The organism is Cellulosilyticum sp. WCF-2 (assembly GCF_003990395.1).
Taxonomy (GTDB): domain Bacteria; phylum Bacillota; class Clostridia; order Lachnospirales; family Cellulosilyticaceae; genus Cellulosilyticum; species Cellulosilyticum lentocellum.
On record NZ_CP034675.1, the window covers coordinates 2396410 to 2422187 of the forward strand.

Annotated in this window: 17 protein-coding genes; 13 read left to right on the plus strand and 4 right to left on the minus strand. The window is 33.8% G+C overall.

Annotation, left to right across the window (positions count from 1 at the left end; translation table 11 throughout):
• Positions 1 to 110 precede the first annotated feature (110 nt).
• The 3 genes from EKH84_RS10680 to EKH84_RS10690 all read left to right on the plus strand — a co-directional run bounded on the left by EKH84_RS10680 (position 111) and on the right by EKH84_RS10690 (position 5263).
• Positions 111 to 2615 (plus strand): glycosyl hydrolase, encoded by a 2505-nt coding sequence (locus EKH84_RS10680; RefSeq protein WP_190283296.1) that lies wholly within the window; start codon positions 111 to 113, stop codon positions 2613 to 2615.
• A 203-nt stretch (positions 2616 to 2818) separates the two neighbouring features.
• Positions 2819 to 4126, plus strand: coding sequence for a hemolysin family protein (locus EKH84_RS10685; RefSeq protein WP_127066282.1), 1308 nt, complete (start codon positions 2819 to 2821; stop codon positions 4124 to 4126).
• Between the two features lie 255 nt (positions 4127 to 4381).
• A complete protein-coding gene (locus EKH84_RS10690; protein ID WP_127066283.1) occupies positions 4382 to 5263 on the plus strand; it encodes a radical SAM/SPASM domain-containing protein in 882 nt (293 codons plus the stop codon).
• Between the two features lie 25 nt (positions 5264 to 5288).
• Here the strand turns inward: EKH84_RS10690 and EKH84_RS10695 are convergent, their stop codons facing one another.
• Positions 5289 to 5837, minus strand: a complete 549-nt coding sequence (locus tag EKH84_RS10695; protein WP_127066284.1) for a DUF1836 domain-containing protein — start codon at positions 5835 to 5837, stop codon at positions 5289 to 5291.
• Between the two features lie 148 nt (positions 5838 to 5985).
• Between EKH84_RS10695 and EKH84_RS10700 the strand changes: the two genes are divergently transcribed.
• From EKH84_RS10700 to EKH84_RS10725, 6 genes are all read left to right on the plus strand, one after another.
• Positions 5986 to 6840 carry a DegV family protein gene (locus tag EKH84_RS10700; RefSeq protein WP_127066285.1) on the plus strand — a complete coding sequence of 285 codons (855 nt, stop codon included), beginning with the start codon at positions 5986 to 5988 and terminating at the stop codon, positions 6838 to 6840.
• 107 nt (positions 6841 to 6947) lie between these two features.
• Positions 6948 to 7676 carry a ZIP family metal transporter gene (locus EKH84_RS10705; RefSeq protein ID WP_013656658.1) on the plus strand — a complete coding sequence of 243 codons (729 nt, stop codon included), beginning with the start codon at positions 6948 to 6950 and terminating at the stop codon, positions 7674 to 7676.
• 60 nt (positions 7677 to 7736) lie between these two features.
• Positions 7737 to 8051 carry a DUF1540 domain-containing protein gene (locus EKH84_RS10710; protein ID WP_127066286.1) on the plus strand — a complete coding sequence of 105 codons (315 nt, stop codon included), beginning with the start codon at positions 7737 to 7739 and terminating at the stop codon, positions 8049 to 8051.
• Between the two features lie 150 nt (positions 8052 to 8201).
• A complete protein-coding gene (uvrB, locus tag EKH84_RS10715; protein WP_127066287.1) occupies positions 8202 to 10184 on the plus strand; it encodes an excinuclease ABC subunit UvrB in 1983 nt (660 codons plus the stop codon).
• Positions 10185 to 10544: 360 nt separating this feature from the next.
• On the plus strand, positions 10545 to 12743 hold the full coding sequence (locus tag EKH84_RS10720) for a beta-glucosidase (protein ID WP_127066288.1): 2199 nt from the start codon (positions 10545 to 10547) through the stop codon (positions 12741 to 12743).
• A gap of 26 nt (positions 12744 to 12769) precedes the next feature.
• Positions 12770 to 15577, plus strand: coding sequence for a sugar-binding domain-containing protein (locus tag EKH84_RS10725; protein ID WP_127066289.1), 2808 nt, complete (start codon positions 12770 to 12772; stop codon positions 15575 to 15577).
• Between the two features lie 204 nt (positions 15578 to 15781).
• Here EKH84_RS10725 and EKH84_RS10730 read toward each other — a convergent pair whose 3' ends face one another.
• The gene (locus EKH84_RS10730) at positions 15782 to 16627 is read right to left on the minus strand and encodes a DegV family protein (protein WP_127066290.1); all 846 of its coding nucleotides are present in this window, start codon (positions 16625 to 16627) and stop codon (positions 15782 to 15784) included.
• Positions 16628 to 16810: 183 nt separating this feature from the next.
• Between EKH84_RS10730 and udk the strand changes: the two genes are divergently transcribed.
• Entirely contained in the window at positions 16811 to 17434 is a 624-nt protein-coding gene (gene udk / locus EKH84_RS10735; protein WP_127066291.1) for a uridine kinase, read from the plus strand.
• Between the two features lie 98 nt (positions 17435 to 17532).
• Here udk and EKH84_RS22040 read toward each other — a convergent pair whose 3' ends face one another.
• Positions 17533 to 18387 (minus strand): CAP domain-containing protein, encoded by an 855-nt coding sequence (locus tag EKH84_RS22040; protein WP_190283297.1) that lies wholly within the window; start codon positions 18385 to 18387, stop codon positions 17533 to 17535.
• A gap of 278 nt (positions 18388 to 18665) precedes the next feature.
• Between EKH84_RS22040 and uvrA the strand changes: the two genes are divergently transcribed.
• On the plus strand, positions 18666 to 21494 hold the full coding sequence (gene uvrA / locus EKH84_RS10745) for an excinuclease ABC subunit UvrA (RefSeq protein ID WP_127066292.1): 2829 nt from the start codon (positions 18666 to 18668) through the stop codon (positions 21492 to 21494).
• A gap of 122 nt (positions 21495 to 21616) precedes the next feature.
• Here the strand turns inward: uvrA and EKH84_RS10750 are convergent, their stop codons facing one another.
• Positions 21617 to 22729, minus strand: coding sequence for a copper amine oxidase N-terminal domain-containing protein (locus EKH84_RS10750; protein ID WP_127066293.1), 1113 nt, complete (start codon positions 22727 to 22729; stop codon positions 21617 to 21619).
• Positions 22730 to 22916: 187 nt separating this feature from the next.
• Here EKH84_RS10750 and uvrC point away from each other — a divergent pair, with 187 nt between their 5' ends.
• Both uvrC and hprK read left to right on the plus strand, forming a co-directional pair.
• Positions 22917 to 24752, plus strand: coding sequence for an excinuclease ABC subunit UvrC (uvrC, locus tag EKH84_RS10755; protein ID WP_127066294.1), 1836 nt, complete (start codon positions 22917 to 22919; stop codon positions 24750 to 24752).
• A 75-nt stretch (positions 24753 to 24827) separates the two neighbouring features.
• The gene (gene hprK, locus EKH84_RS10760; protein WP_013656669.1) at positions 24828 to 25763 is read left to right on the plus strand and encodes an HPr(Ser) kinase/phosphatase; all 936 of its coding nucleotides are present in this window, start codon (positions 24828 to 24830) and stop codon (positions 25761 to 25763) included.
• The last annotated feature ends 15 nt before the right edge of the window (positions 25764 to 25778 follow it).

A 25778-nucleotide genomic window follows, 5' to 3' on the forward strand; every position in this document is an offset into this window, starting at 1 on the left:
GATGGAGCAAAAGAGTTCAGTTATAATGAGAAAAGAAGTATGAGATAGGGTCTTTATCTAAATTAAAACAAGAAAAATAGCGTATGAGGAAGAAAGAGAGGAGAAAAGTTATGAAAATGAAAAAGTTTTCAATGGCATTAGCTATAATGATGGGGATTAATGGAATAGTACCTCTTTATGCAGCTACAGACGATAAGATTAAATATGAAGCAGAAGAAGCAACGCTTCATAATGTAGGATTAGGGGATAATAGCTACAAAGGTTATTCTGGAGATGGATATGTAGCAGGTATGGATACATCTGATGCCTATATAGAGTTTACTGTTACTGTCCCTAAAGCAGGTCGTTATAACTTGTATGTTAACTACTGTGCACCTTATGGTGAGAAACAAGAAACAATTACTGTTAATGGTGGACAATCCTTTAGTGGACTTTTTACATCTAATAATGCATTTGAGCTTATGAATGTGGGCGCCATTAAGTTAAATGCAGGTGAAAATAAAATACGTATTTCGAGATTTTGGGGATGGACACTTTTCGATTACATTGAGTTAGAAGAAGCTGGAGCCATTAATATTAATACAGATGTATCAGATGAACTCATTAATCCTAATGCCACAGAAGCTACTAAAAAATTAATGACATATCTGACAAGTATTTATGGTGAAAATATTTTATCCGGTCAATTTGCTTATACCACCAAATATACAGAAATTGATGCGATTTATAATCAAACTAAAAAATATCCTGCTATTATTGGGTTAGATTTTAGCGATTATTCTCCATCACGAGTTGCTTTAGGATGTAATAAAGGACAGGATACAGAAAAAGCCATTGAGTGGTGGAAGCAAGGAGGATTAGTTACTTTTTGTTGGCACTGGCAATCTCCTATAGGAGCTTCTACAGATGAAGATAAGAAGTGGGGCGGTTTCTATACTAAGAATACAACTTATGATTTAGGTAAAGCAATGTCTAATCATAATTCAGAAGAGTACATAACTCTCATAAGAGATATTGATGCAATTGCGGTAGAACTTAAAAAACTTCAAGAAGCTAATGTACCTATACTTTGGAGACCTTTACACGAAGCATCAGGTGGTTGGTTCTGGTGGGGAGCAGCAGGTGCTGATAATTACAAAGAATTATGGACATTAATGTATGACAGATTAACAAACTACCATGGCATTAATAATTTAATATGGGTTTGGAATGCACAAGATAAAGATTGGTACCCAGGTGATGAATATGTGGATATTATTGGCGAAGATATTTATGCCAATAAGAAAGACTATGATTCACAAAGCAATGGGTTTTTAAAAGCTTATGATTATACAGAAATGAATAAAATTATTACAATGTCTGAAAACGGTGTGCTGATGGATCCTGATACTTTAGTAGCGGATGGTATACCTTGGTTATGGAATTGTACTTGGGGAGGAGAATTTGTTGTGCCTTGGGTAGGATCTTATGATTATACAGAACAATATACAAGTTTAGATATGTTAAAGAAATACTATGATCATAGTTATGTTTTAACAAGAGATGAATTACCAGCTTCTTTATTTGTGAATTCAGATGTCAAAGAAATGAAAGTATCAGTTACTACACCTAGCGCAGGTGATGTCTTTGATTGTAGTACAAGTTATTCACCTATACCATTAGCTGCTACTGTTGAAAATGCTAATACTTATACGGTTGAATTTTTTGTAGATGGTACAAGTATGGGGAAAGGTAATGAAGTAAGTTTCTTACCATCAGGTACAACGACTAATGCAGATGGTTTAGTTGATTATACGATAGTAGCGAAAGCGACAGATTCGGCAGGTAAGACTAAGACATCTGAACCTGTAATCATTCAAGTTAAATTACCTGTAGTAGAAAAGATGACTGTAAATGTAGTGAGTCCACAAAGTGGAGAAGTATTTGATTGTAGTGTATCAGGTACAAGTATTCCATTAAGTGCAGAAGTTAAAAATGAAGAAACGGCAACTATAGCATTTTATGTTGATGATAAGCTTGTAGGAACAGGTAATGATGTAAATTGGGTTCCTACGGATACAGTAAGTTCATCGGAAGAATTAAAAAACTATTATGTTGTAGCCAAAGCTACTAATGCTAAGGGTGAAGTTGCAGTTTCAGAAAAAGTAGCTGTTAAAGTAAAATTACCCGTTAAGGAAGTAACACAAACGGTTAAAGTCACACAGAACAAAACTGCGGCCATAGGAAACAGCGTCAATATGAATTTAGAAGTAACCAATACAGGTGAAGAAATGGATTTATCACAATTTGAGATTCGTTATTACTTCACAGAGCAAACAACACTGTCACAAACGATTTGGTGTGATCATAGTGCGCTTCAAATGAATGTATCTCCATGGTATGTTACTTTAAACTCTGATTTAGATAAAAAGGTTGTGGATTTAGGTAATGGCGAATTTTATATTTCTATTAAACCAACAAGCCGTATCCCATTTGTAACCAATGGTAAATTCCTTTTACAAGCTCGTGTAACTAAATCTGACTGGTCAAATTATGATCAAAGTAATGATTTCTCTTATAATAATGGTGTTGCTATATACTATAAGGGAACTTTGATTGAAGGTATGGAACCTTAAAATAGCTAGCATAGGTGTGTTCCTCAACCATTTATGTGAAAGTGTATTAAGCTATATATTAGCTTAATACACTTTTTATATGTTATTCATTTTCAAAAATGAGTATAAAGATTTTGTTAAAAAGTCTAAATTTCATTAAAAAATGCTTCACTATCGTAGGGATATGCTGTAATATATATGTATTAAAATTTTAGGAGGTAGTTATGGATAGTGACCCGGAGTCCCTTTATATGACTTCACAGTTTATATTAATTGGTATTCTTATTTTATTAAATGCTTTTTTTGCCGCCGCAGAAATGGCCATGGTATCCTTAAATAAGAGCCGTATTAGTTTACAAGCAGAAAAAGGGGATAAAAAAGCAAAGTTATTATTAGATTTAATTGAAGAGCCGACAAAAGTATTATCGACTATTCAAGTGGGAATTACTTTAGCAGGTTTCTTTAGTAGTGCATCAGCTGCTACAGGTATATCAGAAAGTTTAGGAGGCTATTTAACAGGACTTGGTATCTCATATGGAGAAGAAATAGCATTAATAGGTGTGACTATTATTTTGTCATATATCACCTTAGTGCTAGGGGAATTGTTTCCTAAAAAAATTGCATTACAAAATGCAGAGGCAGTTGCCAGATTTACTGTAAGGCCTATAGTATTCATGTCTAAAGTAGCAAGGCCTTTTATTAAGTTACTTTCAGGTTCCACTCATTTACTTGTTAAATTAGTTGGCATGGAGCAATCAGAGGGTGGAGAAACTCTGTCTAGAGCAGAAATTAGTTCTTTAGTAGAACAAGGACATGCTACAGGTGTTATTAATGAAACAGAGAATAAAATGATAAATAGTATTTTTAAATTAGAAGCTAAGCTAGCGAATGAAGTCATGACACCAAGAACAGAAGTTTACTTAATTAATAGTGAAATGCCACTTGAGAGCTATTTAGACGAATTATTGCAAGAGCGTTATTCGCGTATTCCTGTATATGAAGGTGATATTGATCATATTGTTGGTATCTTGTATATGAAAGATTTAATAATAGAAGCTAAAAAGAGTGGTTTTGAACATATAGATATAAGGAGCATTTTAAGAGAGCCTTATTTTGTTCCAGAAACAAAGCATATTAATAAGTTATTTAAAGAAATGCAGAGAAGTAAAAGACATCTAGCAGTTTTAATTGATGAATACGGCGGTTTTTCAGGTATTGTTTCTATTGAAGACCTAATTGAAGAAGTAATGGGTGATATTGAAGACGAGTATGATGAAGAAGAACCAGTTATTCAGCAAAAAGGAGAAAATACCTACTTAGTATCTGGTATGATAGCTATTAAAGATTTAAATGATAAATTAAATTTAGAAATGGCTTGCGAAAATTATGAAACCTTAAGTGGTCTACTTGTAGATGCATTGGGTTATATTCCGGAAGAAATTCCTAAGGAACCCATTGTTTATGACGGCTTAACTTTTAGAATTCAAGAAATAAAAGAAAAGCGTATAGAAAAGGTCATGATTCAGATGTAGTAAGTGGTATACTTAAACAATCTAGAAAAGCATAAAGCTATTAAAAAGGATCATTGACATAAAAAAAGTCTCTTATTTATAGAGACTTTTTTTATTGAGTAGAAAAAATGATCTATTGTTAATAAGGAGGCTAAGGAGAAGAGGTTATATTATATTTGGAAATTTATTCAAGTAAATCATTTTAAGGTCTTTTCAGTTCAGTATAAAAAGACTACAATAAGATATTACGGGGAGATTAAAACAAAGGAGGCGAATATGAAGCGCTTTAAAAAGGTTTATATAGAAATTACAAATAGTTGTAACCTAAGCTGTGATTTTTGTCCTAAAACAAAGAGAACTTTAAAATATAATGAAGTAGAAGAGTTTCAACATATTTTAAAGACTATTAAACCCTATACAGACTATATTTATTTGCATTTAATGGGAGAGCCAACTACTCATCCAGAATTAAGGACTTATTTAGAGCTAAGTAGGCAAGCAGGGCTTAAAGTCAATTTGACCACTAATGGTACTTTATTAAAGAAGGTTGAAAATATTCTTTTAGCATCACCTGCTTTAAGACAAATTAACATTTCACTTCATAGCTTTGAGGGAAATAAACAAGTAAGAAATATAGATGAGTATTTAGATACAGTTATTCAGTTTATATTAAGGATGATAGCATCTACTAGGGTTATTTGTAGTATCCGTTTATGGAACATGGATGATGAATTATTAAAAGGTAAAAATGAGCTCAACCAACATATTTTAGATAAGCTTCAAAATGGTCTAGAAGCTGAAATAGATATTAAAGAAGCTTTAAAACAAAAAAACGGTATTAAATTAAGAAAACAAGTTTATTTAAATATGGCGAAGAAATTTGAGTGGCCAGATCAAGACAAAGAGCATTTGGGAGATGAGGTTTTTTGTTATGGACTTAGAGACCAAATAGGTATTTTAGTAGATGGAACAGTAGTACCTTGCTGTTTAGATAGTGAAGGTCATATTAACTTGGGGAATATTTTTGAAACATCTTTAGAAGATATTATTAATAGCCCCAGAGCAACAGCTCTTTATAAAGGGTTTTCGGAGAGAACGGCCGTGGAATCATTATGTAAAAAGTGTGGCTATGCCAGTAGATATCACCGAATAAAATAGAAATGAGTGCTTACCTCAAACAAGGTTAGCACTCATTTTTTTCTGTAATTATATATTGTTCATGATATTGAATGAATTTTTGGATATAAAGTTTATTAGCAAAAGCTAAAACTGTACTACGTAAAAGACGTGTTTGGTCAGTTTCTTTAGTAGCAACAACGGGCATGAGCGCTTCTTTTTGCAAAAAGGTATTCCTTAAAGCATTTTCTAATTCAACACAAAAATAATCATATGCTACCTCTATTGGATAAGTTTGAATTTGAATGCGGATTAAAGCGCAAATCTCAGGAATACTAAGCATTTTTTTAAACACACAAACTACAATTAAATACATTAAATGATGTGTTGTATATTTTTTGTTCTTAGATGGAGAAACAATACCCTGTTTCACATAATTGTTAATCATGGCAGGTGTCAAAATTTTATCATCTGCATCTAGATAGCAACAGTTTAAGGTTTCGTTAATAAAACTGATAACTTGATCCATATAAAGATCAAGATGTGGTAATTCGCTAGAACGAGGACAATGAAAAAGAATCATATCCTGAACTAGATCAGAAGTTTCAAAATCCATTATTAATCCAGCCTCCCTAATAGGATGAATTTATCATAAAACTAAAACAATGTCAATTGTATTAAAAATGGTTTGACATTATAAGTAATATAATTTAATATAGTATTAAAAACTAGATAAAATTATTTTTAGAATTAGAGGAGGAGCTATGAATAAAATCGCACTTTTAGTTGACTCATGTACAGATGTACCAAAAGAATATCAAGAACGTTATCATATATATGTTATGCCACTTATGATTATTTACAAAGAAGGGGAATATTATGATGGAGTGAATATTACTCCGGAAGAAGTATATGAACGCTTTAATGATGAAATACCTACAACCTCTTTACCTAGCCCAGAGACAGTAATGAATACTTTTAAACAAATTAAAGATGATGGTTATACTCATGTGATTGCTGTCACGATTTCTAGTGGCTTAAGTAATACATGGAGTATGGTATCGAGTGTTGCTAGAGAATTTGAGGGACTTACTATCACAGTGATTGATACTAAAAATATTGGGATAGGTGCTGGTTTTAGTGCTATATTAGCGGGACAGCTTTTAGACCAAGGTTTGAGCTATGAAGAGGTTTGTAGGCGTTTAATGGAGAATGTAGAACATACGAAGTTATTTTTCTGCGTTTCAACTTTGGAATATTTACAAAAGGGAGGCAGAATAGGTCTTGTAGCCTCTCTACTAGGAACAGCATTTGATCTTAAACCTATTATATCTTGTAATGAAGATGGCATTTATTATACTGTTACAAAAGTAAGAGGAAGAAATAAGTCTTTAAAGAAAGCAACAGAGCTAGCAGAGGCATTTGCTAAGAAGTATAAACGTTATAATTTAACGGTCATGCATGGTGGTGCAAAGGAAGAAGCTGATAAGATTGTTTCAGAGCTTAAAGCAGTACTACCTAATATTCAAATCATGGTAGAAGGGCAAATTACACCTGCACTTGTTGTACATACAGGACCAGGATTAATTGGTATAGGTGTACAAAGAATAGAAGAATAAAAAATAGTAGTTCTAAATAAGAGCTTGTTCCATAAAATGATTTTAGAGGGATTATCTAGTAGGGTATAAGGAAGATAATCCCCTTTTGCATATAAGGGGGATAAGCTATGGAATTAGTGAGAGTTGGCACTTTAGGGCTATTAGCAGAGGGTGGTGGTCTTAGCTTTGGGATTCTATTACTCTATTTATTTCACATTAAAAACGAACGTTTAATAGGTATGCTTTTTGGTGGAACATCAGGTTTAATGTTAGCTATGATTTGTTTTGATATTTTACCAGAAGCTTTAGAAAAAGGTAGGATTGATTTAGTATTTGTAGGGATTATAATGGGTGTCTTATTAGGGACTCTACTAGATGATTTTGTACCAGAAATTCAAAAACGGCTAGGTAAAAAAAACAGTCCTTTAAGCAAAATGGGACTTATTCTAGCAGTTGGTATTGCTTTGCATAACTTGCCAGAAGGTTTTGCTTTAGGAACCATTAGCAATGTGGATAACGAATCCATCTTTCATTTTACACTGATTTTAGCATTACATAGTGTGCCAGAAGGAATTGCACTATCTATTCCATTTAAACAAGGTGGAATACAGTTATCTAAAATGTTATTTATTGCAATGGGATTAGGTATATGTATGGGGATTGGTGCCGTAGGTGGTTTTGTTTTAAGTAGTATGAGTGAAAATTTAGTAAGTACTGGATTAGGCATTGCAGCAGGTATTATTCTTTATATTATATGTGAAGAACTTTTGCCTGAATCTAAGAAAATATGGAATGGTCGTATGACAACCATTGCTACTATTTTAGGAATGATGTTAGGCTTACTTTTACTTTATTAGAATAGATTTTCTAGACGAGGATAAACTAAGTAAGAAAATCAGTAAATAAGGAGGCTTAATATGCCACAATTAAGATGTAGCGCACAAAATTGTGCCCATAACTCAGAGCAATGTTGCTGTAGAGGTGAAATTAAGGTAGCAGGTAATGCGGCTCAGCATTCTGAAAATACTTGTTGTTCTAATTTTTATGAAGATCAAGGTGGTGCTAGAAATGCAGTAAGTCAGGAGCCAACTGTTCAAATGAATGTGGGCTGTGAAGCAACTAACTGTACTCACAATAATAATTGCAATTGTGCAGCTGATTCTATTGATGTAAGCGGCTACAATGCATGCAACTGCGATGACACTTGTTGTTCGAGCTTTTATCCGAAATAATGAAAGAAGTATAAAAGAGCTATCCTGGATAGCTCTTTTATTATTAATAGCAAAGTATATAATAAAAAACACCAAACTTTTGTTCGACTCATTGAATGAAAGAAAAACTAGTGATACAATAAGCCTAAACCACAAGAAAAGAGGGGAAAAATGAGCAAATTTGAGATTGTTTCTGAATTTAAACCCACAGGAGATCAGCCCCAGGCCATTAATGAGCTTGTAACAAGTATTAATGAAGGGCATAAGTATCAAACTTTATTAGGAGTAACAGGGTCAGGTAAAACATTTACTATGGCTAATATCATAGAAAAGGTACAAAAGCCAACGTTAATTTTAGCACATAACAAAACATTAGCAGCACAGCTCTACAGTGAGTTCAAGGAGTTCTTTCCCAATAATGCAGTAGAATACTTTGTGTCTTATTACGATTATTATCAGCCAGAAGCGTATGTTCCTTCTAGTGATACGTATATCGAGAAAGACTCAAGCGTTAATGAGGAAATAGATAAATTACGTCACTCGGCAACAGCTGCTTTATGCGAACGAGAGGATGTTATTGTCATAGCCAGTGTATCTTGTATTTATGGTTTAGGAGACCCTATCGATTATTCTGAGCAAGTTTTATCCATTCGTACGGGAATGGAAATGGATAGAGATGATGTATTAAGAAAGCTGATACAGATTCAATATACACGTAATGATATGGATTTCGTTAGAGCAAGTTTTCGTGTGCGAGGAGATACAGTAGAGATTATTCCTGCTGGAATGTCTGAGAAAGCCATTAGAATTGAGTTTTTTGGAGATGAAATTGATCGTATAGCAGAGATAGACCCTCTGACAGGTAGTGTTTTTGGCTATAGGGAACATGTGGTCATTTTCCCGGCTTCTTTTTATGCTATTTCAAGTGAAAAAATGGAAGTAGCTTTGCAGCGTATTGAAAAAGAATTAGAAGAAAGACTGAAAGAATTTAAAGAAGAAGATAAGCTTTTAGAAGCACAGCGCCTTTCACAACGTACTCAGTTTGATATGGAAATGTTAAGAGAAATGGGCTATTGTTCAGGGGTAGAAAACTATTCAAGGCATTTATCCGGTAGGGAAGAAGGAGAAACCCCCTTTACCTTACTAGACTATTTCCCTAAAGACTTTTTAATGATTATTGATGAATCTCATATGACTATTCCACAGGTAAGGGCTATGTATAATGGAGACAGAGCTAGAAAAACCGTATTGGTAGACTATGGTTTTAGACTACCATCGGCTCTTGATAATAGGCCTCTTAAATTCGATGAATTTGAAAGTAAGATTAATCAGTTATTATTTGTTTCAGCCACACCTGCTCAATACGAATTAGAACATTCACTTGCCATTGCCGAGCAGCTTATTCGACCAACAGGACTTTTAGATCCAGTGATTGAGTTAAGACCTGTTAAAGGACAGATTGATGATTTATTAGGAGAAATCAATCAAATTGTGGCTAAAGGTGAGAAAGTCATGATTACTACACTTACCAAGCGTATGGCAGAAGACTTAACAACTTACATGGGTGAATTAGGTGTTAAAATTAAGTACCTTCACTCAGATATTGATACGCTAGAGCGGATTGAAATTATTAGAGATTTACGTATGGATGTATTTGATGTATTAGTGGGAATTAACCTTTTAAGAGAAGGCTTAGATATTCCAGAGGTATCTTTAATCGCTATTTTAGATGCAGATAAAGAAGGCTTTTTACGTTCAGAAACTTCACTGATTCAGACTATAGGACGTGCAGCACGTAATGCTAATGGTAGGGTTATTATGTATGCGGATCAAGTGACCAAATCTATGAAAAATGCTATTTCAGAAACAGCTAGAAGAAGACAAATCCAAGAAGAATATAATGAGGCTCATGGCATTGTGCCTAAAACGATTAAGAAAAAAATTAGAGACCTTATCATTGCCACTAAGACAGCAGACAAGGAAAAAGGCTTGCTAGCCGAAAAAGATCCAGAGTCTATGAGTAAAGAAGAATTAGAAAAGACTATGAAAAAAGTTGAGAAAGATATGAAGAAAGCGGCGACTGAATTACAATTTGAAAAAGCCGCCGAGTTAAGAGATGTCTTAATTAAGCTTAAGCAAGCTTATTTAAAATAGTGGTTGAATGAATTTAATAATAAGAAGAAGTGGTGGTTGTGTAAGTGATAGGGATTCATGGCATAACCACCATTTTAGGTATAATAGCGGGATTTAATGATAAAGATTTTAATACTTCTTTGATGATATTCATATGCAAAATCATCAAAGAAGTATTATTTTTTTTTATAGAAATAAGTTAATATAAGTAGAAATGGCAGGGGAAATAGTAAGAAAAGTAAAGTGTTGTTTATAGAAAAATTCATGTATTAAATAAGCAAACTATGTAGTAACATAATTTTAAATACATATGAGAGCGATAGGTATATGAGCTTATTTTACAAACAATACATATGAGAATTGGGAAGGAATTCATATCTTATGAGTGAGAAAGATACAAGGTTAATAAACAAATTGTTAGAGAAACTAACATTAGAAGAAAAGATTGGAATGATTCATGGTGCAAGTTTATTTAGAACAAAGGGTGTAGAAAGACTTGGTATTCCACCACTTAAAATGTCAGATGGTCCTATGGGCGTTCGTATGGAATTTGCAGATACAGAGTGGAGAGCTATTGGAAATACAGATGATTATGTCACTTATTTACCAAGTAATAGTGCTATTGCGGCTACTTGGAACCGAGAACTAGCAGGTAAAGCAGGAGAGGTGTTAGGTGAAGAAGCCAGAGGCAGAGGAAAAGATATTATATTGGCACCTGGTATTAATATAAAAAGGAGCCCCTTATGTGGGAGAAATTTTGAGTATATGAGTGAGGATCCTTATCTGGTTAAAGAACTTACAGTACCTATGATTAGAGGTATTCAAAAATATGATGTGGCAGCTTGCGTAAAACACTTTGCTGCTAATTCTCAAGAAACGCAAAGATTATGGGTAGATACATTAGTTGATGAAAGGACATTGCAAGAAATTTATTATCCCGCATTTAAAGATGCTGTTAAAAGAGCAAATACCTATTCACTAATGGGTGCATATAATCTACTTAATGGTAAACATTGTTGTGAAAATGGAAAACTGCTAGATGAAGTTTTGCGTGAACAATGGGGGTATGATGGAACGATTGTATCTGACTGGGGAGCAGTTCATAACACCCAAGCAGCAGCAGAATGTTCTTTAGATGTGGAAATGAATATAACTAATGATTTTGATGACTATTGTTTGTCTAAGCCATTACTGGAAAAAGTGAAATCTGGAGAAATTGATGAATTATGCATCGATAATAAAGTTAGAAATATCCTTAGAATGATGCTACGCCTTCATATGATTGGAGATCAAGTGGAAGAAAGAAAGGCTGGAACTTACAATACAAAAACACATCAAGAAGCTGTATTGGAAGTAGTAAGAGAATCTGTTATTTTGTTAAAAAATGATAACAATGAACTACCACTTAAGAAAAAAGGATTAAAGAAAATAGCTGTCATTGGACAAAATGCAGTTCAAATTCATTCTAATGGAGGGGGAAGTGCAGAGGTTAAAGCACTCTATGAGATATCTCCACTTATGGGAATCAAAAAGATATTAGGTGGAAATACAGAAGTTGTTTTTGCTGAGGGATACTATATTCCTAAAAAATGTGAAGAGAGTGATCAAAACTGGCAAGCAACTAGTATCTATGACAAGTCTTTGGAAATAGCAGATATTACAAGAGAGAATATAGGAGGTAATTCGGAAGATAGAATTGAAGAAAGAAGGAAGCAGATTCAAAATCAACTGAGAGAAAAAGCGGTAGCACTTGCTAAAGAAGTAGAAGTGGTTATTTTAATTGGTGGACTTAATCATGATTATGATGTAGAGGGACTTGACAGAGAGCATATGAGATTACCTTATGAGCAAGATGCATTAATTCAGGCAGTTTTAGAAGCTAATCCTCATACAATAGTAGTGATTTATGCAGGAGCCCCAGTAGAAATGCCATGGATAGAACAAGCTGATTCTATTGTGTGGAGTTATTATGCAGGAATGGAAGGTGGTACTGCATTAGCGGAAATATTATGGGGAGAAGTCAATCCCTCTGGTAAGCTTCCAGAAACATTCATAAAAAAAGAAATACAGTGCCCAGCACATTTTATTGGAGAATTTGGGAAAAAGGATGTTGTGGCATATAAAGAAGAAATCATGGTAGGTTATCGTTATTACGATACGTATTGTACAGACATTCTATTCCCATTTGGATATGGATTATCTTATACGGAATTCTTATATGATGATTTAAAAGTACAATTATTAGAGAAAGAAAATGAGTTATCAGTTATTGTAGAAGCTAGTATAAAAAACATAGGAAATTTAGAAGGTGCAGAAGTGGTTCAGCTTTATATAGTTGATGTAGAAGCAAGTGTAGAACGTCCTTTACATGAATTAAAAGCTTTTGAAAAGATAAATCTTAAGCCGGAAGAAGTACATAAAATACACTTTGTTTTAAATGAAGAAGCGTTTAGTTTTTATAGTGTTGAAGATAAGTGTTTTAAGGTAGAAGATGGTGCATTTATGATACAAGTAGGAGGTTCTTCTAGAAATATTCACTTAGAAGAAGAAATAATAATTACCCGTAATTATTTTAAGTAACTCTAGAAATGAAATGAGGAGGACTTATGTTAGAAAAAATTGATTTAAAAGGGAAGTGGCAATTCGAATTAGATCAGCAGATGAAGGGAATTGATGAGTGCTATTTTTCGAGAAATTTAAAAGATGAAATGGCACTACCTACAACAACTTCAGAAGCCAAAAAGGGAGAGTATAATCTGGAAGAAAATGTAGGTTATCTAACTGACCCTTACTTATTTGAGGGATATGCATGGTATGCAAAGGAAATAATAATACCTAAGCAGTATCTCAATAGGACGATAAAATTAACATTAGAACGCACAAGAATTTCACATGTATGGATAGATGATCAATATGTAGGAAACTGTAATAGTCTTTGTTCAAAACATATTTATGAGTTGAGCAAATACATTATTAGAACTCATCATAAGATAACTATAATGACTGATAATACAGCTTATCCTACAAAGGGAGGGCATATGACCTCTCCCGATACGCAAACGAATTGGAATGGTATAACAGGTGAGATAAGTCTAATCATTTATGATGATGTATACTTGTCAAATATAAAACTATATACAGACATTCATACTAAATCCGTAAGGATAAAAGGTGATCTTAAGATAAAAGACACCCTCAAGGACAATAATGAGATGGTGCTTTGTGCGTATGTAATAGATGAAAAAGAGACTTTTGAAAAACAAAAAATGAAGATAAAAGATGGACGGCTTGACTGGTTATACTATCTAGGAGAAAAAGCGATTTTATGGAGTGAATATACCCCTAAAGTATATTCTTTAGTTATAGAAATAGAAAAACAAGGTGAGTGTATAGATAGAAGTGAATATCGCTTTGGATTACGAGAGTTTAAAGCTGAGAAAAATAGATTTACTATAAACGGAAATGATACTTTTCTCAGAGGAAAGCATGATGGTCTTATTTTCCCACTGACTGGCTATGCTCCTACGGATGTGGAGAGTTGGTTACAAGTAATGCAAACTGCTAAGTTGTATGGGATTAATCATTATCGTTTTCATACATGCTGTCCACCAAAGGCTGCTTTTACTGCAGCAGACCAACTAGGTATTTATATGGAACCGGAGTTACCATTCTGGGGAACAATAACTTCACCATTAGATGAGCAGCATGATGAAGAGATGCATCAGTATTTAGTTAATGAGGGATATAGAATTTTAGATGAATTTGGAGACCATCCCTCTTTTGTAATGATGTCATTAGGAAATGAACTATGGGGTAATAAAGAGGTACTCAACGATATTCTTGGAGCTTATAAAAACTATGATAATAGACATCTTTATACACAAGGATGTAATAACTTTCAATTTTCGCCTTGTATTCTAGAAAATGATGATTTTTTCTGTGGTGTTAGATTTTCAGAAGATAGATTGTTTAGAGGTTCATATGCTATGTGCGACGCACCACAAGGACATATTCAAGTGCAGCCGCCGAACACAACACATTGTTATGATGATAAGATACGTCCTACAATGGGGGTATTTCATTCAAAAAATAAAGAAGGCTCTATAGAAATCCAATATGGTACAGGTATAAAAACGGTTGATTTGATAGAATCAGAAGAGCTTATTCCCAATGTACCAGTGATCGCTCATGAAATTGGACAATATGAAGTGTTTCCCAATTTTAAAGAAATTCAGAAGTATAAAGGGGTATTAGAACCTCGGAATTTGCAAGTATTTGAGAAAAGGCTTAGTAAGTCAGGTATGTTACATAGGGCAGACGCTTATTTTAAGGCATCGGGGAAATTGGCAGCAGCATGCTACAAAAATGAAATAGAGACAGCTTTTCGTAGTCATGAATTAGCAGGCTTTCAAATATTAGATTTACAAGATTTTACAGGTCAAGGCACCGCATTAGTAGGTATGCTAGATGCTTTTATGGAAAGCAAAGGGCTTATAACGCCAGAAAAGTGGAAAAGTTTTTGTTCAGATGCAGTTCTCATGGCTAAGTTTCCCAGTTATGTTTGTGAATTAAATGAAGTTTTTAAAAGTACTATAGAAATAGCGTATTTTAGACTTGAAATAGTTCATGATGCAAGACTGAAAATCAAATTACTTAGTCAAGAAGAGGAAATTTATACAGAAATAGTTACAATAGGAGAGATTGCAATAGGGCATACGGTGTTATATGAGTTGGCCATTCAATTCCCAAACACTCTAGAACCGAGAGCAATAACGTTAACAATAGAGATTGATAACACGGATATACAAAATAGCTATACATTGTGGGTTTATCCTAGCTTAATGGAAGAGATTAATAATGAAGATGAGATTGTTACTACAAGTTTAGAGAAGGCGTGTGAAGCATTGCAAGTAGGAAAACGAGTACTGTACTTACCTGAAATAAAGAACAATACTCATTCAATAGAGGGGACCTATTGTACGAATTTCTGGAATTATCCCATGTTTAGGTCTATTTCTGAGAGTGTGGGTAAACCAGTACCTATTGGTACCATGGGTTTATTAATTGATTATAAACATCCAGCATTGAAGTATTTCCCGAGTGAATTTTATACGACACCTCAATGGTTTGATATAGTGAGTAGATCTAATTCTACTATATTAGATGGTATAATTTCGGCACCTATAGTACAAACAATAGATAATTTTGAGAGAAATCATATGCTAGGATTGATTTTTGAAGTCAAGATAGGTGAAGGGAAACTTTTAGTTTGCACCGCTGAACTGGATTACTTACAAGATAGCATATCAGCAAAATGGCTTTACTATAGCTTGAAAAAATATGTAAGTACAGAGACATTTGAACCTAAAGAGAAAATGGCTCTAGAGGTATTTAAAAGACTGTATCAAAAATAGTATTGATGCAAATTAACTAATGATATCAGATAAGTAAAGTAATACAATGCAATTAAGTGACTTGAAAACTTTTGAATAAAACTTGGTATTAATATAGTTTTCACTTTTATGTCAAAAAAGGCTTAACGATATACTAGACGTTAGAAGCAATAAATGCAGGAATTCCTCACCTAATGAAGATATAAGGAATTCCACTATATTAGTTTATTTAGTAAAATAAGCAAGACCGATGCTACCAGGACCAACATGAAGGCCAATAACAGGGCCAATAGATTGAATTTGGATTTTACGGCCTAATTGGTTTTCTAGTACTTTAGCTAATGCTAATCCTTCTTCTTCACAATTGATATGATGAACAATGACATCACCTAAATCGCATTCAGCTAAATCACTCATAAAACCTTGAATAATAGCATCAATAGCTTTTTTCTTAGTACGAACTTTAGTAAAAACAGAGGTTTGTCCATCTTTAACGGTTAAGATAGGTTTGATTTGCAATAACGTTCCCAATAAAGCAGCAGCCCCCCCAATGCGACCTCCTTTTTTTAGATAAGTAAGGGTGTCGGGGGTGAATAGAAAGCGGCTATGATTAATAACTGCTTGAGCAGCAGCAACTACTTCGCTTATGTTTTTACCTTCTGAAGCAGCTTTAGCAGCTTCAAGTGCAGTAAAACCAAGTTGCATACAGTTTGTGCGAGAGTCTAAAATTTCTATTTCTGCATGAGGGTATTTTTCTATAATCATATCTTTAGTAGAATGTGCACTAGCGTAGGTACCACTCATTTCCGAAGAAAGAAAAATAGCTACAATACTATTCCCTTGTTTAATTAAATTTTCGAAGGTGTCATACATTTCACCAGGAGTAGGTTGAGAAGAAGTAGGAATTTCAGGAGATTTAGCCATTTCTTCATAAAAGGTTTCATTTTTGATATCTACTTCCCTTAATACTTGGTCATTTAAGTGTACACCTAAGGAAACAATAGAAATATCATATTTTAAACGTTCTTGTTCAGGAATGTAAGACGTACTGTCTGTAACAATTTTAATCATTTTCAAACTCCTTTATAGCATACTATAAGTTTATTAAAACAATTTCATATGTATTTTATATGTTTATAATATATTCCATCTAGTTTTTTAGATGAAATCCTAGCCAAGTATAGATCACTATGTTATGATGAAATATAGTGGCTATGAGCCAAGCAAACAGAATGTGACTAGATGGAGGATACTATGAAAGAAATTTTAATCATAGGTATTGCAGGTGGAACGGGTTCTGGAAAAACAACTTTAACCCAAAAAATAAAAGAAGCGTTTAATGATGATGTTGTCGTTTTATCTCATGATTATTACTATAAATCTAATGCGCACTTAACATATGAGGAGCGTACAAAATTGAATTACGATCATCCTAATGCGTTTGATACAGATCTTTTAATTGAACATGTACGTAGACTCAAACAGGGTGAGCCTATTTCACACCCAGTTTATTCATTTGTAGAACATACACGTTTAGAAGAAGTTATGGAAGTACAACCTAGAAAAGTTATTATTGTTGAAGGTATTCTTATTTTTGAGAGTCAAGAACTTTGTGACTTAATGGATATCAAAGTATTTGTAGATACTGATGCAGATTTACGTATTATTAGAAGACTTTTACGTGATGTAAAAGAAAGAGGAAGAGACTTAGATTCAGTTATTAATCAATATATTGGAACGGTTAAACCAATGCATGAGCGTTTTGTAGACCCAACTAAAAAGCGTGCCGATGTCATTATTCCAGAAGGTGGCTTTAACTCAGTAGCACTTTCTATGTTATTAGAACAAATTCGTAACTTTATAGCTAATCAAAAATAAATTAAAGAGGTAGAACGAAGATTCTACCTCTTTAATTTATTTTTGAGATAAAAAAGTATTTATACAAATGCTTTTTTCTTTATTAATCCAGTAGTATATTATTTCTTGATAAACATTTGTGTCCAATAATGGCCATTATTATCGTAACCAATACCAATGTGTGTGAAATTGCTACTTAAAATATTAGCACGGTGACCTGAGCTGTTCATCCAACCTTCGACAACTGCTTCTGGTGTAGCATAGCCCTGAGCAATATTTTCACCAGCAGCTGTATAGCTGATACCAAATTGTTTCATCATATCAAAAGGGGAGCCGTAAGTTGGACTTGTATGACTAAAGTAACCATTAGTACGCATATCCGTTGATTTAATGCGTGCTACATTTCTAAGGCTTTCATCCATTGTAAGGGAAGTAAGACCAACAGCAATACGTTCTTTATTAACAAGGGCTAAAACCTGATCTTCAAAGCTTGTTTGCGTATTTGTAGTAGGTTCATTTACTTCAGGTTTATTTGTAACTGGAGGTGTAAGAGGTTTGGTAATATAAACACTTTTGTTTTTCCAGTCTACGCTATAACCAAAAGCTTCTGCTAAAACTCTTAAAGTTATGTAGCTACGACCATCTTTAATTTCAATACACTGAGTTAGCAATTTGCCATTTACCCATAAACTTTGTGTTTTAGAATTGATACGAACAGTAAGCATTTTTTGTGTGGATTGATGTTTTCCAGTTAAGATAACCTCTGGTGACTGCCAATCTACTTGAAGGCCTAGAACTTCGCCCACTGCACGCACTGGAATCATTGTTCTTTGGGTACTAGAAATATAAGCTGGGGTACTAGAACTGTTAATTACTTTACCTTCTATATAAATAGGAATAGATGAAGCTGCAAATAGCGAAGAACATAAAAGTAAAAATGAGAGACATAAAATAGTAAGTTTTTTGTGTTTCATAGTAAAACCTCTTTCCATTTGTAATGATGACTAATTGTTACAAAATGTTACATAATTATTACAAAATTAGTCTAAGGGAATTTGACTAAAAAAACAAGACTAAAATAAAAATTACCATCAATTAACATACCTATATATCGGAATAAAATAGGAGTATAGAAAGGGGTTTTTCTATTAAAACTAATTAAAAGAAAAAACAATCGAACAGATGTTTGAAAAAATAAATATTGCATGATATAATAAGCCATAAGAAACTAAGGATAAGAGAAGGGGAATTTATGAAAAATAAAATTGTCATTAAAGGTGCCAAAGAGCACAATTTAAAAAATGTAGATTTAGAATTAGAACGTGATCAGTTTATTGTATTTACAGGATTAAGTGGTTCGGGTAAATCCTCGTTGGCATTTGATACAATTTATGCAGAAGGTCAAAGACGCTATGTAGAATCTTTATCTGCTTATGCAAGACAGTTTTTAGGTCAGATGGAAAAGCCAGATGTAGAAAGTATATCAGGCCTTTCACCAGCCATTTCAATTGATCAAAAAACAACAAGTAAAAATCCGCGTTCTACGGTAGGGACAGTAACAGAAATCTATGATTACCTACGTTTGCTTTATGCAAGAGTAGGAATTCCACATTGTCCTAAATGTGGCAAAGAAATTAAAAAACAAACCATAGACCAAATGGTAGATGTCCTTATGGGACTTGAAGAAAGAACAAAGGTGCAACTTCTTGCTCCAGTTGTGAGAGCACGTAAAGGACTTCATGAGAAGGTACTCGAAAATGCTCGTAAACAAGGTTTTATACGTGCACGTATTGATGGAGAGATGTATGACTTATCAGAGGAAGAAATTAATTTAGACAAAAATAAAAAACATACCATTGATGTCATTGTGGATCGATTAGTGATTAAGCAAGGTATTGAAAAACGTTTAACGGATTCTATAGAGACAGTTATGAAGCTTTCAGGTGGGCTCATGTTAGTAGATATTGTAGATGGAAAAGAAATGCGATTTAGTGAAAGTTTTGCTTGTCCAGATTGTAATATCAGCATTGAAGAACTAGAACCAAGATCCTTTTCTTTTAACAATCCTCAAGGAGCATGTCCTGCCTGTACTGGTTTAGGTGAACATTTAGAGGTGGATCCAGAATTGGTTGTTCCTAATCCGAGTTTAAGCCTAAGGCAAGGCGCTATTGCTGTAGTCGGTTGGGGATCAATAGGTAATCCAAGTAGTTATGCATATGCCCTTATGTCTGCTTTGATTAAAAAGTATAACTTTGACCTAGATACCCCATTTGAAGAATTACCAGAAAAGGTACAACATGTGATTTTATATGGGACAGGCAAGGAAAAAATTAAGTTTGTTTTTTCAGGGGAATATGGCACAAAAGAGTATGAATACGCCTTTGAAGGTGTACTTGCCAACACTAAAAAGCGATATAATGAAACCAGTTCAGAATCAGCTAAACAGGAGTATGAGAGCTTAATGACAAGTATTCCTTGTAGTGTATGTAAGGGAGCAAGGCTAAAACCAGAGTCTTTAGCTGTAACGATAGCAGATAAGAATATTGACGATTTAACGCATCTAGCTGTAGGGGAGTTAAAAATATTTTTTGATACTCTTCAGTTAACAGAGCGCCAAAATAAAATAGGGGAACTAATTTTTAAAGAAATTAAAGCGCGTTTAGGGTTTTTAGTAGATGTGGGACTTGATTATTTAAATCTAGCGCGTGCTTCAGGGACTCTTTCAGGAGGAGAAGCACAACGTATTCGTTTAGCTACCCAGATTGGATCTGGTTTAGTAGGCGTGCTTTATATTTTGGACGAACCAAGTATTGGTCTTCATCAAAGAGATAATGATAAGCTCATTCAAACATTAATTAAGCTGAGAGACTTAGGAAATACTTTAATTGTCGTAGAACACGATGAAGATACTATGTATGCAGCAGATTGGATTGTTGATATTGGTCCTGGTGCGGGGGAGCATGGTGGAGAGATTATTGCTTCTGGGCCTATTGGTACGATTTTAGCTTGTGAAAAATCTGAGACAGGTGCGTATTTAAGTGGGCGTAAATGTATTGAGATTCCCGAAGTAAGAAGAAAGGGAAATGGTCATAGTTTAACTTTAACAGGTGCAGCGGCTAATAATTTAAAAAATGTAACCTTAAAACTGCCATTAGGCACCTTAACTTGTATTACGGGGGTATCTGGTTCAGGAAAAAGTTCACTTATTAATGAGATTTTATTAAAACGTTTAGCTAGAGATTTAAACGGTGCACGTTTAAAGCCAGGTCAGCATAAGGACCTAAAAGGTATAGAATACTTAGATAAAGTCATTAGTATTGACCAGTCACCTATCGGGCGTACGCCACGTTCTAATCCAGCTACTTATACAGGTGTATTTGATCAAATCAGAGATTTATTTGCTCAAACTAATGAAGCTAAGATGAAAGGTTATCAAAAAGGACGTTTTAGTTTTAATGTCAAAGGTGGACGTTGTGAAGCCTGTCAAGGTGATGGGATGATTAAGATTGAAATGCACTTTTTACCTGATGTATATGTGCCCTGTGAAGCTTGTAAAGGCAAACGTTACAATCGTGAAACCCTAGAGGTTAAATACAAAGATAAATCTATTGCAGAAGTTTTAAATATGACAGTGGAAGAAGCACTTAAGTTCTTTGAAAATATTCCTACAATTTCACGTAAGCTCCAAACCATTGTAGATGTGGGACTTGGTTATATTCGTTTGGGACAACCTTCTACGACTTTATCAGGAGGAGAGGCGCAACGTGTTAAATTAGCTACAGAACTTAGTAAGCGTAGTACAGGAAAAACAATTTACATTTTGGATGAACCAACAACAGGTTTACATTTTGCTGATGTTCATAAATTAGTAGGTATTTTAGACAGACTTGTAGAAGGTGGTAATAGTGTGGTTGTTATTGAACATAACCTAGAGGTCATTAAAACAGCAGATTATATCATTGATTTAGGGCCCGAAGGAGGCACTAGAGGCGGTCAGATTATAGCCCAGGGAACACCTGAACAAGTAGCTAAAAAGGAAGGGTCGTATACCGGCCAATTTTTAAAGAAAATACTAAAATAAATAGGAAAATCTATAGACAAACATAAAAAAGGTATTAAAGCAAATTTGCTTTAATACCTTTTTGGCTAAGAAAAAATAGTTAAACCTGTAAATATCAGTGTGCTTAATTACTAAAAGGCAGATTATCTATAAGAGAAACGGCCATTTGTATCAATAGTTGCAATGATATTACCAGTAGTTGTATCAACAACTTGGCCTTCTACGTCTACACCGTCATACTCTTTTTCAATATCAATTTGCATATCGTAAAGATCATCTTCGATAACTGTATCATTAGTTTGGATGCCTTTCCATTTTGTTTGAAGATCTACAGTTGAAAGTTTTACTTTTACAGTAAATAATAAAGATCTAGAACCAGTAGCTAATTCAATACTGTCAATAGGTAAAGTAAATTTACCATTTTCAGTTGAGGTTGTATAAGCTATATTACTAAAGCTAGTATAGTAACGAGAAAGGTCTCTAGCTGTATCATAGTAATTATCTGACATTAAGCTGAAACTAATTTTATTGGTTTTAGAGTATGTAAAAGTTGCTTTATCCCAATCAGAGCGACTGTCTGTAATAGAACCTACAATTTCGATATCCGAATGATTTTTACGAATAGCAACACAAATATCTTGTGTGAAGAGTCTTAATTCACTAGAGCTTAAACGATTAAATCTTGACTCATCATTTCTTGAATCATATGAGATTTCTAATTCTAATTTTCCACTAGAATTTTGTGTTAAGTCGAATGTCCAATCAATACGATTTTCTGTACCAAAAGTTTCTTGAATGCTAGCAAGCGTTTTATTAAGAGCAGAAGTGGAAATATCAGACCCAGTAGAGGTATCTTGTTTATAATTAGCAAGTTCTGTTTTTAAAGTTTCAACTTCACGTTGTGCTAAAGCAAGATTGTAATTGGCAGTAGCTAGTTGTTGTTGTAATGAAGTAACTTGTGAAGAGTTATCTGTTGTAGCTGTATTAGTGATTTTAACCAGATTATTAGTTCCATCCCAATTTACATCGGCACCTAATATTTGGCTAACTGCACGAAGTGGTACATAAGTAGTACCATCAATAGCAAATGGCTCTTCAGAAATAGATTTAACTACGCCATTATAGCTTACTTGAATATTTCTGTAGGTAGCTTTTAAGGTTTTTGTATAGTTAGCTGCATCTACAATGCCTGCACTGAAAACGGTGCTTAAACCAAGTACTAAACATAATTTTTTGTAATTATTACTTATTTTCATAATAGTCCTCCTGTAAATAAAGAATTTATTAATTAACGTCAAACTAAGTATAAACAATATACCTCAAAATATCAATGAATACGAGTATAAAAATACTATTTTAACTAAACTGAAATAATATGGTAATAAAACAGAATATGCTATAATAATCTTAAGACAAGTAAAGACTAGCAAGAAGGAGGCAGATATGTTTGTTATAGAAGATGAGCTGAAACGACTGCCTGAAAAACCAGGCGTTTATTTGATGAAAAACGATTTAGGACAAATTATTTATGTAGGAAAAGCCATTAATCTAAAAAATCGTGTGAGACAATATTTTCAAAGTTCAAAGAACCATTCTATTAAAGTTAAGAAGATGGTGCAGCATATTGTGAGCTTTGAATATATTATTACACGTTCAGAAGTAGAAGCACTTGTATTAGAATGTAATTTAATCAAAAAGTATGATCCTAAGTACAATATTCGATTAAAGGATGATAAACAGTATCCCTATATTAAAATAAATACGCAAGATGCTTTTCCTCGCATGCGCGTTGTAAGGCAAATGAAAAAGGATGGTGCTAAGTATTTTGGCCCTTACACAGACGCTACAGCTATGTGGGAGGTTGTTGACATTATTAAAAATACCTGGCCGTTACGTACTTGCACACGTAACTTGCCAAAAGACATAGGGAAAGAACGAGCTTGCCTCAATTATCATATTGGTAAATGTAATGCACCTTGTACTGGACTTATTGATGAACAAGCTTATGGTGAAATGATTGAGGAAGTCATCAGTTTCTTAAATGGTAAGTATAAAGAAGTTATTAAAAAGCTTCAAGCAGATATGTTAGTTGCTTCAGAAAGTTTGCAATTTGAAAAGGCAGCCCAGCTAAGAGATCAAATACAAGCAGTTATGAAATTAGAACAAAAGCAAAATGCTACAATGAGTAGTATGTTAGACCAAGATGTTATTGCTTTTGCAAAAAGTCCACAAGATACCTTAGTGCAGGTTTACTTTGTAAGGAAAGGTAAAATGGTGGGAAGAGAACATTTTTATTTAAAAGATACAGAAGATGAGGTCATAGAAGAAGTTTTTCGTGATTTTATCGTGCAGTTTTATGCTAATGCAACCTTTATTCCAAAAGAGATTGTTATCGAAAGGATACCGAATGAAAAGGAAGTGTTAGAAAGCTATTTAGCAGAGAAGAAAGGAAGTAAAGTACAACTGATTACACCTGTTAAAGGTACTAAACATGGTTTAATGGAGCTGGCAAGCAAGAATGCTGAATTAACATTAGGGCAATTTGGAGATCAGATGAAAAAGGAACAAGAGCGTACTGAAGGGGCTTTAGCTCAGCTTCAAGAAGCTATTGGATTAGAAAAACTGCCGTATCGTATGGAGGCTTACGATATTTCTAATACACAAGGAGTACAATCTGTAGGTGGCATGGTAGTTTTTGAAGGTGGCAAACCTAAGAAAAGTGATTATCGAAAGTTTAAAATTAAAAGTATACAGGGTCCTAATGATTATGGTAGTTTAGAAGAAGTATTAGACAGGCGATTCAATCGCCTTAAAGAAGAGCAAGAGGAAAACAGTTTCAGTAAGATGCCAGATCTATTGATGATGGATGGTGGAAAGGGCCAAGTAAGCGTAGCTGAAAAAATGCTTGAGAAGTATGGGTTAGCTATACCAGTTTGTGGTATGGTTAAAGATGATCGCCATAGAACGAGAGGACTTCTTTTCCAAGGTGAAGAAATTGTACTACCTAGTGGTAGTGAAGGTTTTAAATTAATTACACGTTTACAAGATGAAGTTCATCGCTTCTCTATAGAATATCACAAAAAGCTTCGTAGTAAAGCTCAAGTACAATCCTTATTGGATGAGATTAAGGGTGTAGGAAAAGAACGAAAAAAAATTATCTTGAAACATTTTAAAAGCATAGAGCACTTAAGACAGGCTAGTCTTAGTGACATTGAACAAGTTCCTGGTATCCCTGCAGATGTTGCAAGCAATATATATAATTATTTCCATAGGAATTAGGCAATAAAGCTGATAGGAAAAAAAGGGAGAAAATGTTATACTAGAAGGGTTAATGTGTGCCAAGGAGGAAAAAGCATGTATTTTGTAACAGTAGCACAACTCAGAGAACAACTCAAATTAGAAAATCTTACACCACAAGTAGATTACAAAGAACGTAGAATCACGCAATGTGACGTCAATAGGCCCGCTTTACAATTAGCAGGTTTTTTTGACTACTTTGATTCTACACGTCTACAAATCATAGGAAAGGTTGAATATACCTATCTTGAAAAAATCGAAGAAGAAGAGCGTAATAAGAGAATTAAACGCTTATTAGATTATAAAGATATTCCTTGTATTGTTATTTGTCGTGAAGAAATTGAACCATTTCCATACTTATTACAATGCGCAGAAGAAAACGGTATTCCTATTTTTAAAACAGATTTACCAACAACCACTTTTCTAGCTGAAGCAAATAGATGGCTTCATGTAGAATTAGCACCACGTTTATCGATGCATGGTGTATTAGTAGATATCTATGGTGAAGGTGTTTTAATCACAGGTGAAAGTGGTATTGGAAAGAGTGAAACAGCACTAGAACTGATTAGACGTGGTCATCGTTTAGTAGCAGATGATGCAGTAGAAATCAAAAAGGTATCCGCCAATACTTTATTAGGTTCAGCACCAGAAGTTATCAGACACTTTATCGAAGTAAGGGGAATCGGAATTGTAGATATCAAACAAATCTTTGGTGTAGGTTCTGTTAAAGAAATGAAAAATATCGATTTGATTGTACGTCTTGAAGCATGGGATCAAAATAAACAGTATGACCGTTTAGGACTAACTAATGAATATACTGATATTATGGGTATTAAAGTAGTAACCAATGCAATACCTATTCGTCCAGGTAGAAACGTGGCCATTATTTGTGAAACAGCAGCTATTAACTTTAGACAAAAGAAAATGGGTTATAATGCGGCTGAGGCACTTAATGACCGTGTCATGAATAATTTGCAGAAAGGTCAGTTTTAATAGCTAAAGAGTTAA

Excerpts from the sequence above, each read along its gene's own strand:
- EKH84_RS10725 (WP_127066289.1), top strand. The coding sequence starts at position 12,770 with ATGTTAGAAAAAATTGATTTAAAAGGGAAGTGGCAATTCGAATTAGAT.
- EKH84_RS10750 (WP_127066293.1), bottom strand. The coding sequence starts at position 22,729 with ATGAAAATAAGTAATAATTACAAAAAATTATGTTTAGTACTTGGTTTA.
- uvrA (WP_127066292.1), top strand. The coding sequence starts at position 18,666 with ATGAAAAATAAAATTGTCATTAAAGGTGCCAAAGAGCACAATTTAAAA.
- uvrC (WP_127066294.1), top strand. The coding sequence starts at position 22,917 with ATGTTTGTTATAGAAGATGAGCTGAAACGACTGCCTGAAAAACCAGGC.
- EKH84_RS10710 (WP_127066286.1), top strand. The coding sequence starts at position 7,737 with ATGCCACAATTAAGATGTAGCGCACAAAATTGTGCCCATAACTCAGAG.
- EKH84_RS10680 (WP_190283296.1), top strand. The coding sequence starts at position 111 with ATGAAAATGAAAAAGTTTTCAATGGCATTAGCTATAATGATGGGGATT.
- uvrB (WP_127066287.1), top strand. The coding sequence starts at position 8,202 with ATGAGCAAATTTGAGATTGTTTCTGAATTTAAACCCACAGGAGATCAG.
- EKH84_RS10730 (WP_127066290.1), bottom strand. The coding sequence starts at position 16,627 with ATGATTAAAATTGTTACAGACAGTACGTCTTACATTCCTGAACAAGAA.
- EKH84_RS10705 (WP_013656658.1), top strand. The coding sequence starts at position 6,948 with ATGGAATTAGTGAGAGTTGGCACTTTAGGGCTATTAGCAGAGGGTGGT.
- hprK (WP_013656669.1), top strand. The coding sequence starts at position 24,828 with ATGTATTTTGTAACAGTAGCACAACTCAGAGAACAACTCAAATTAGAA.
- EKH84_RS10695 (WP_127066284.1), bottom strand. The coding sequence starts at position 5,837 with ATGGATTTTGAAACTTCTGATCTAGTTCAGGATATGATTCTTTTTCAT.
- EKH84_RS22040 (WP_190283297.1), bottom strand. The coding sequence starts at position 18,387 with ATGAAACACAAAAAACTTACTATTTTATGTCTCTCATTTTTACTTTTA.
- EKH84_RS10690 (WP_127066283.1), top strand. The coding sequence starts at position 4,382 with ATGAAGCGCTTTAAAAAGGTTTATATAGAAATTACAAATAGTTGTAAC.
- EKH84_RS10720 (WP_127066288.1), top strand. The coding sequence starts at position 10,545 with ATGAGTGAGAAAGATACAAGGTTAATAAACAAATTGTTAGAGAAACTA.
- EKH84_RS10685 (WP_127066282.1), top strand. The coding sequence starts at position 2,819 with ATGGATAGTGACCCGGAGTCCCTTTATATGACTTCACAGTTTATATTA.
- EKH84_RS10700 (WP_127066285.1), top strand. The coding sequence starts at position 5,986 with ATGAATAAAATCGCACTTTTAGTTGACTCATGTACAGATGTACCAAAA.
- udk (WP_127066291.1), top strand. The coding sequence starts at position 16,811 with ATGAAAGAAATTTTAATCATAGGTATTGCAGGTGGAACGGGTTCTGGA.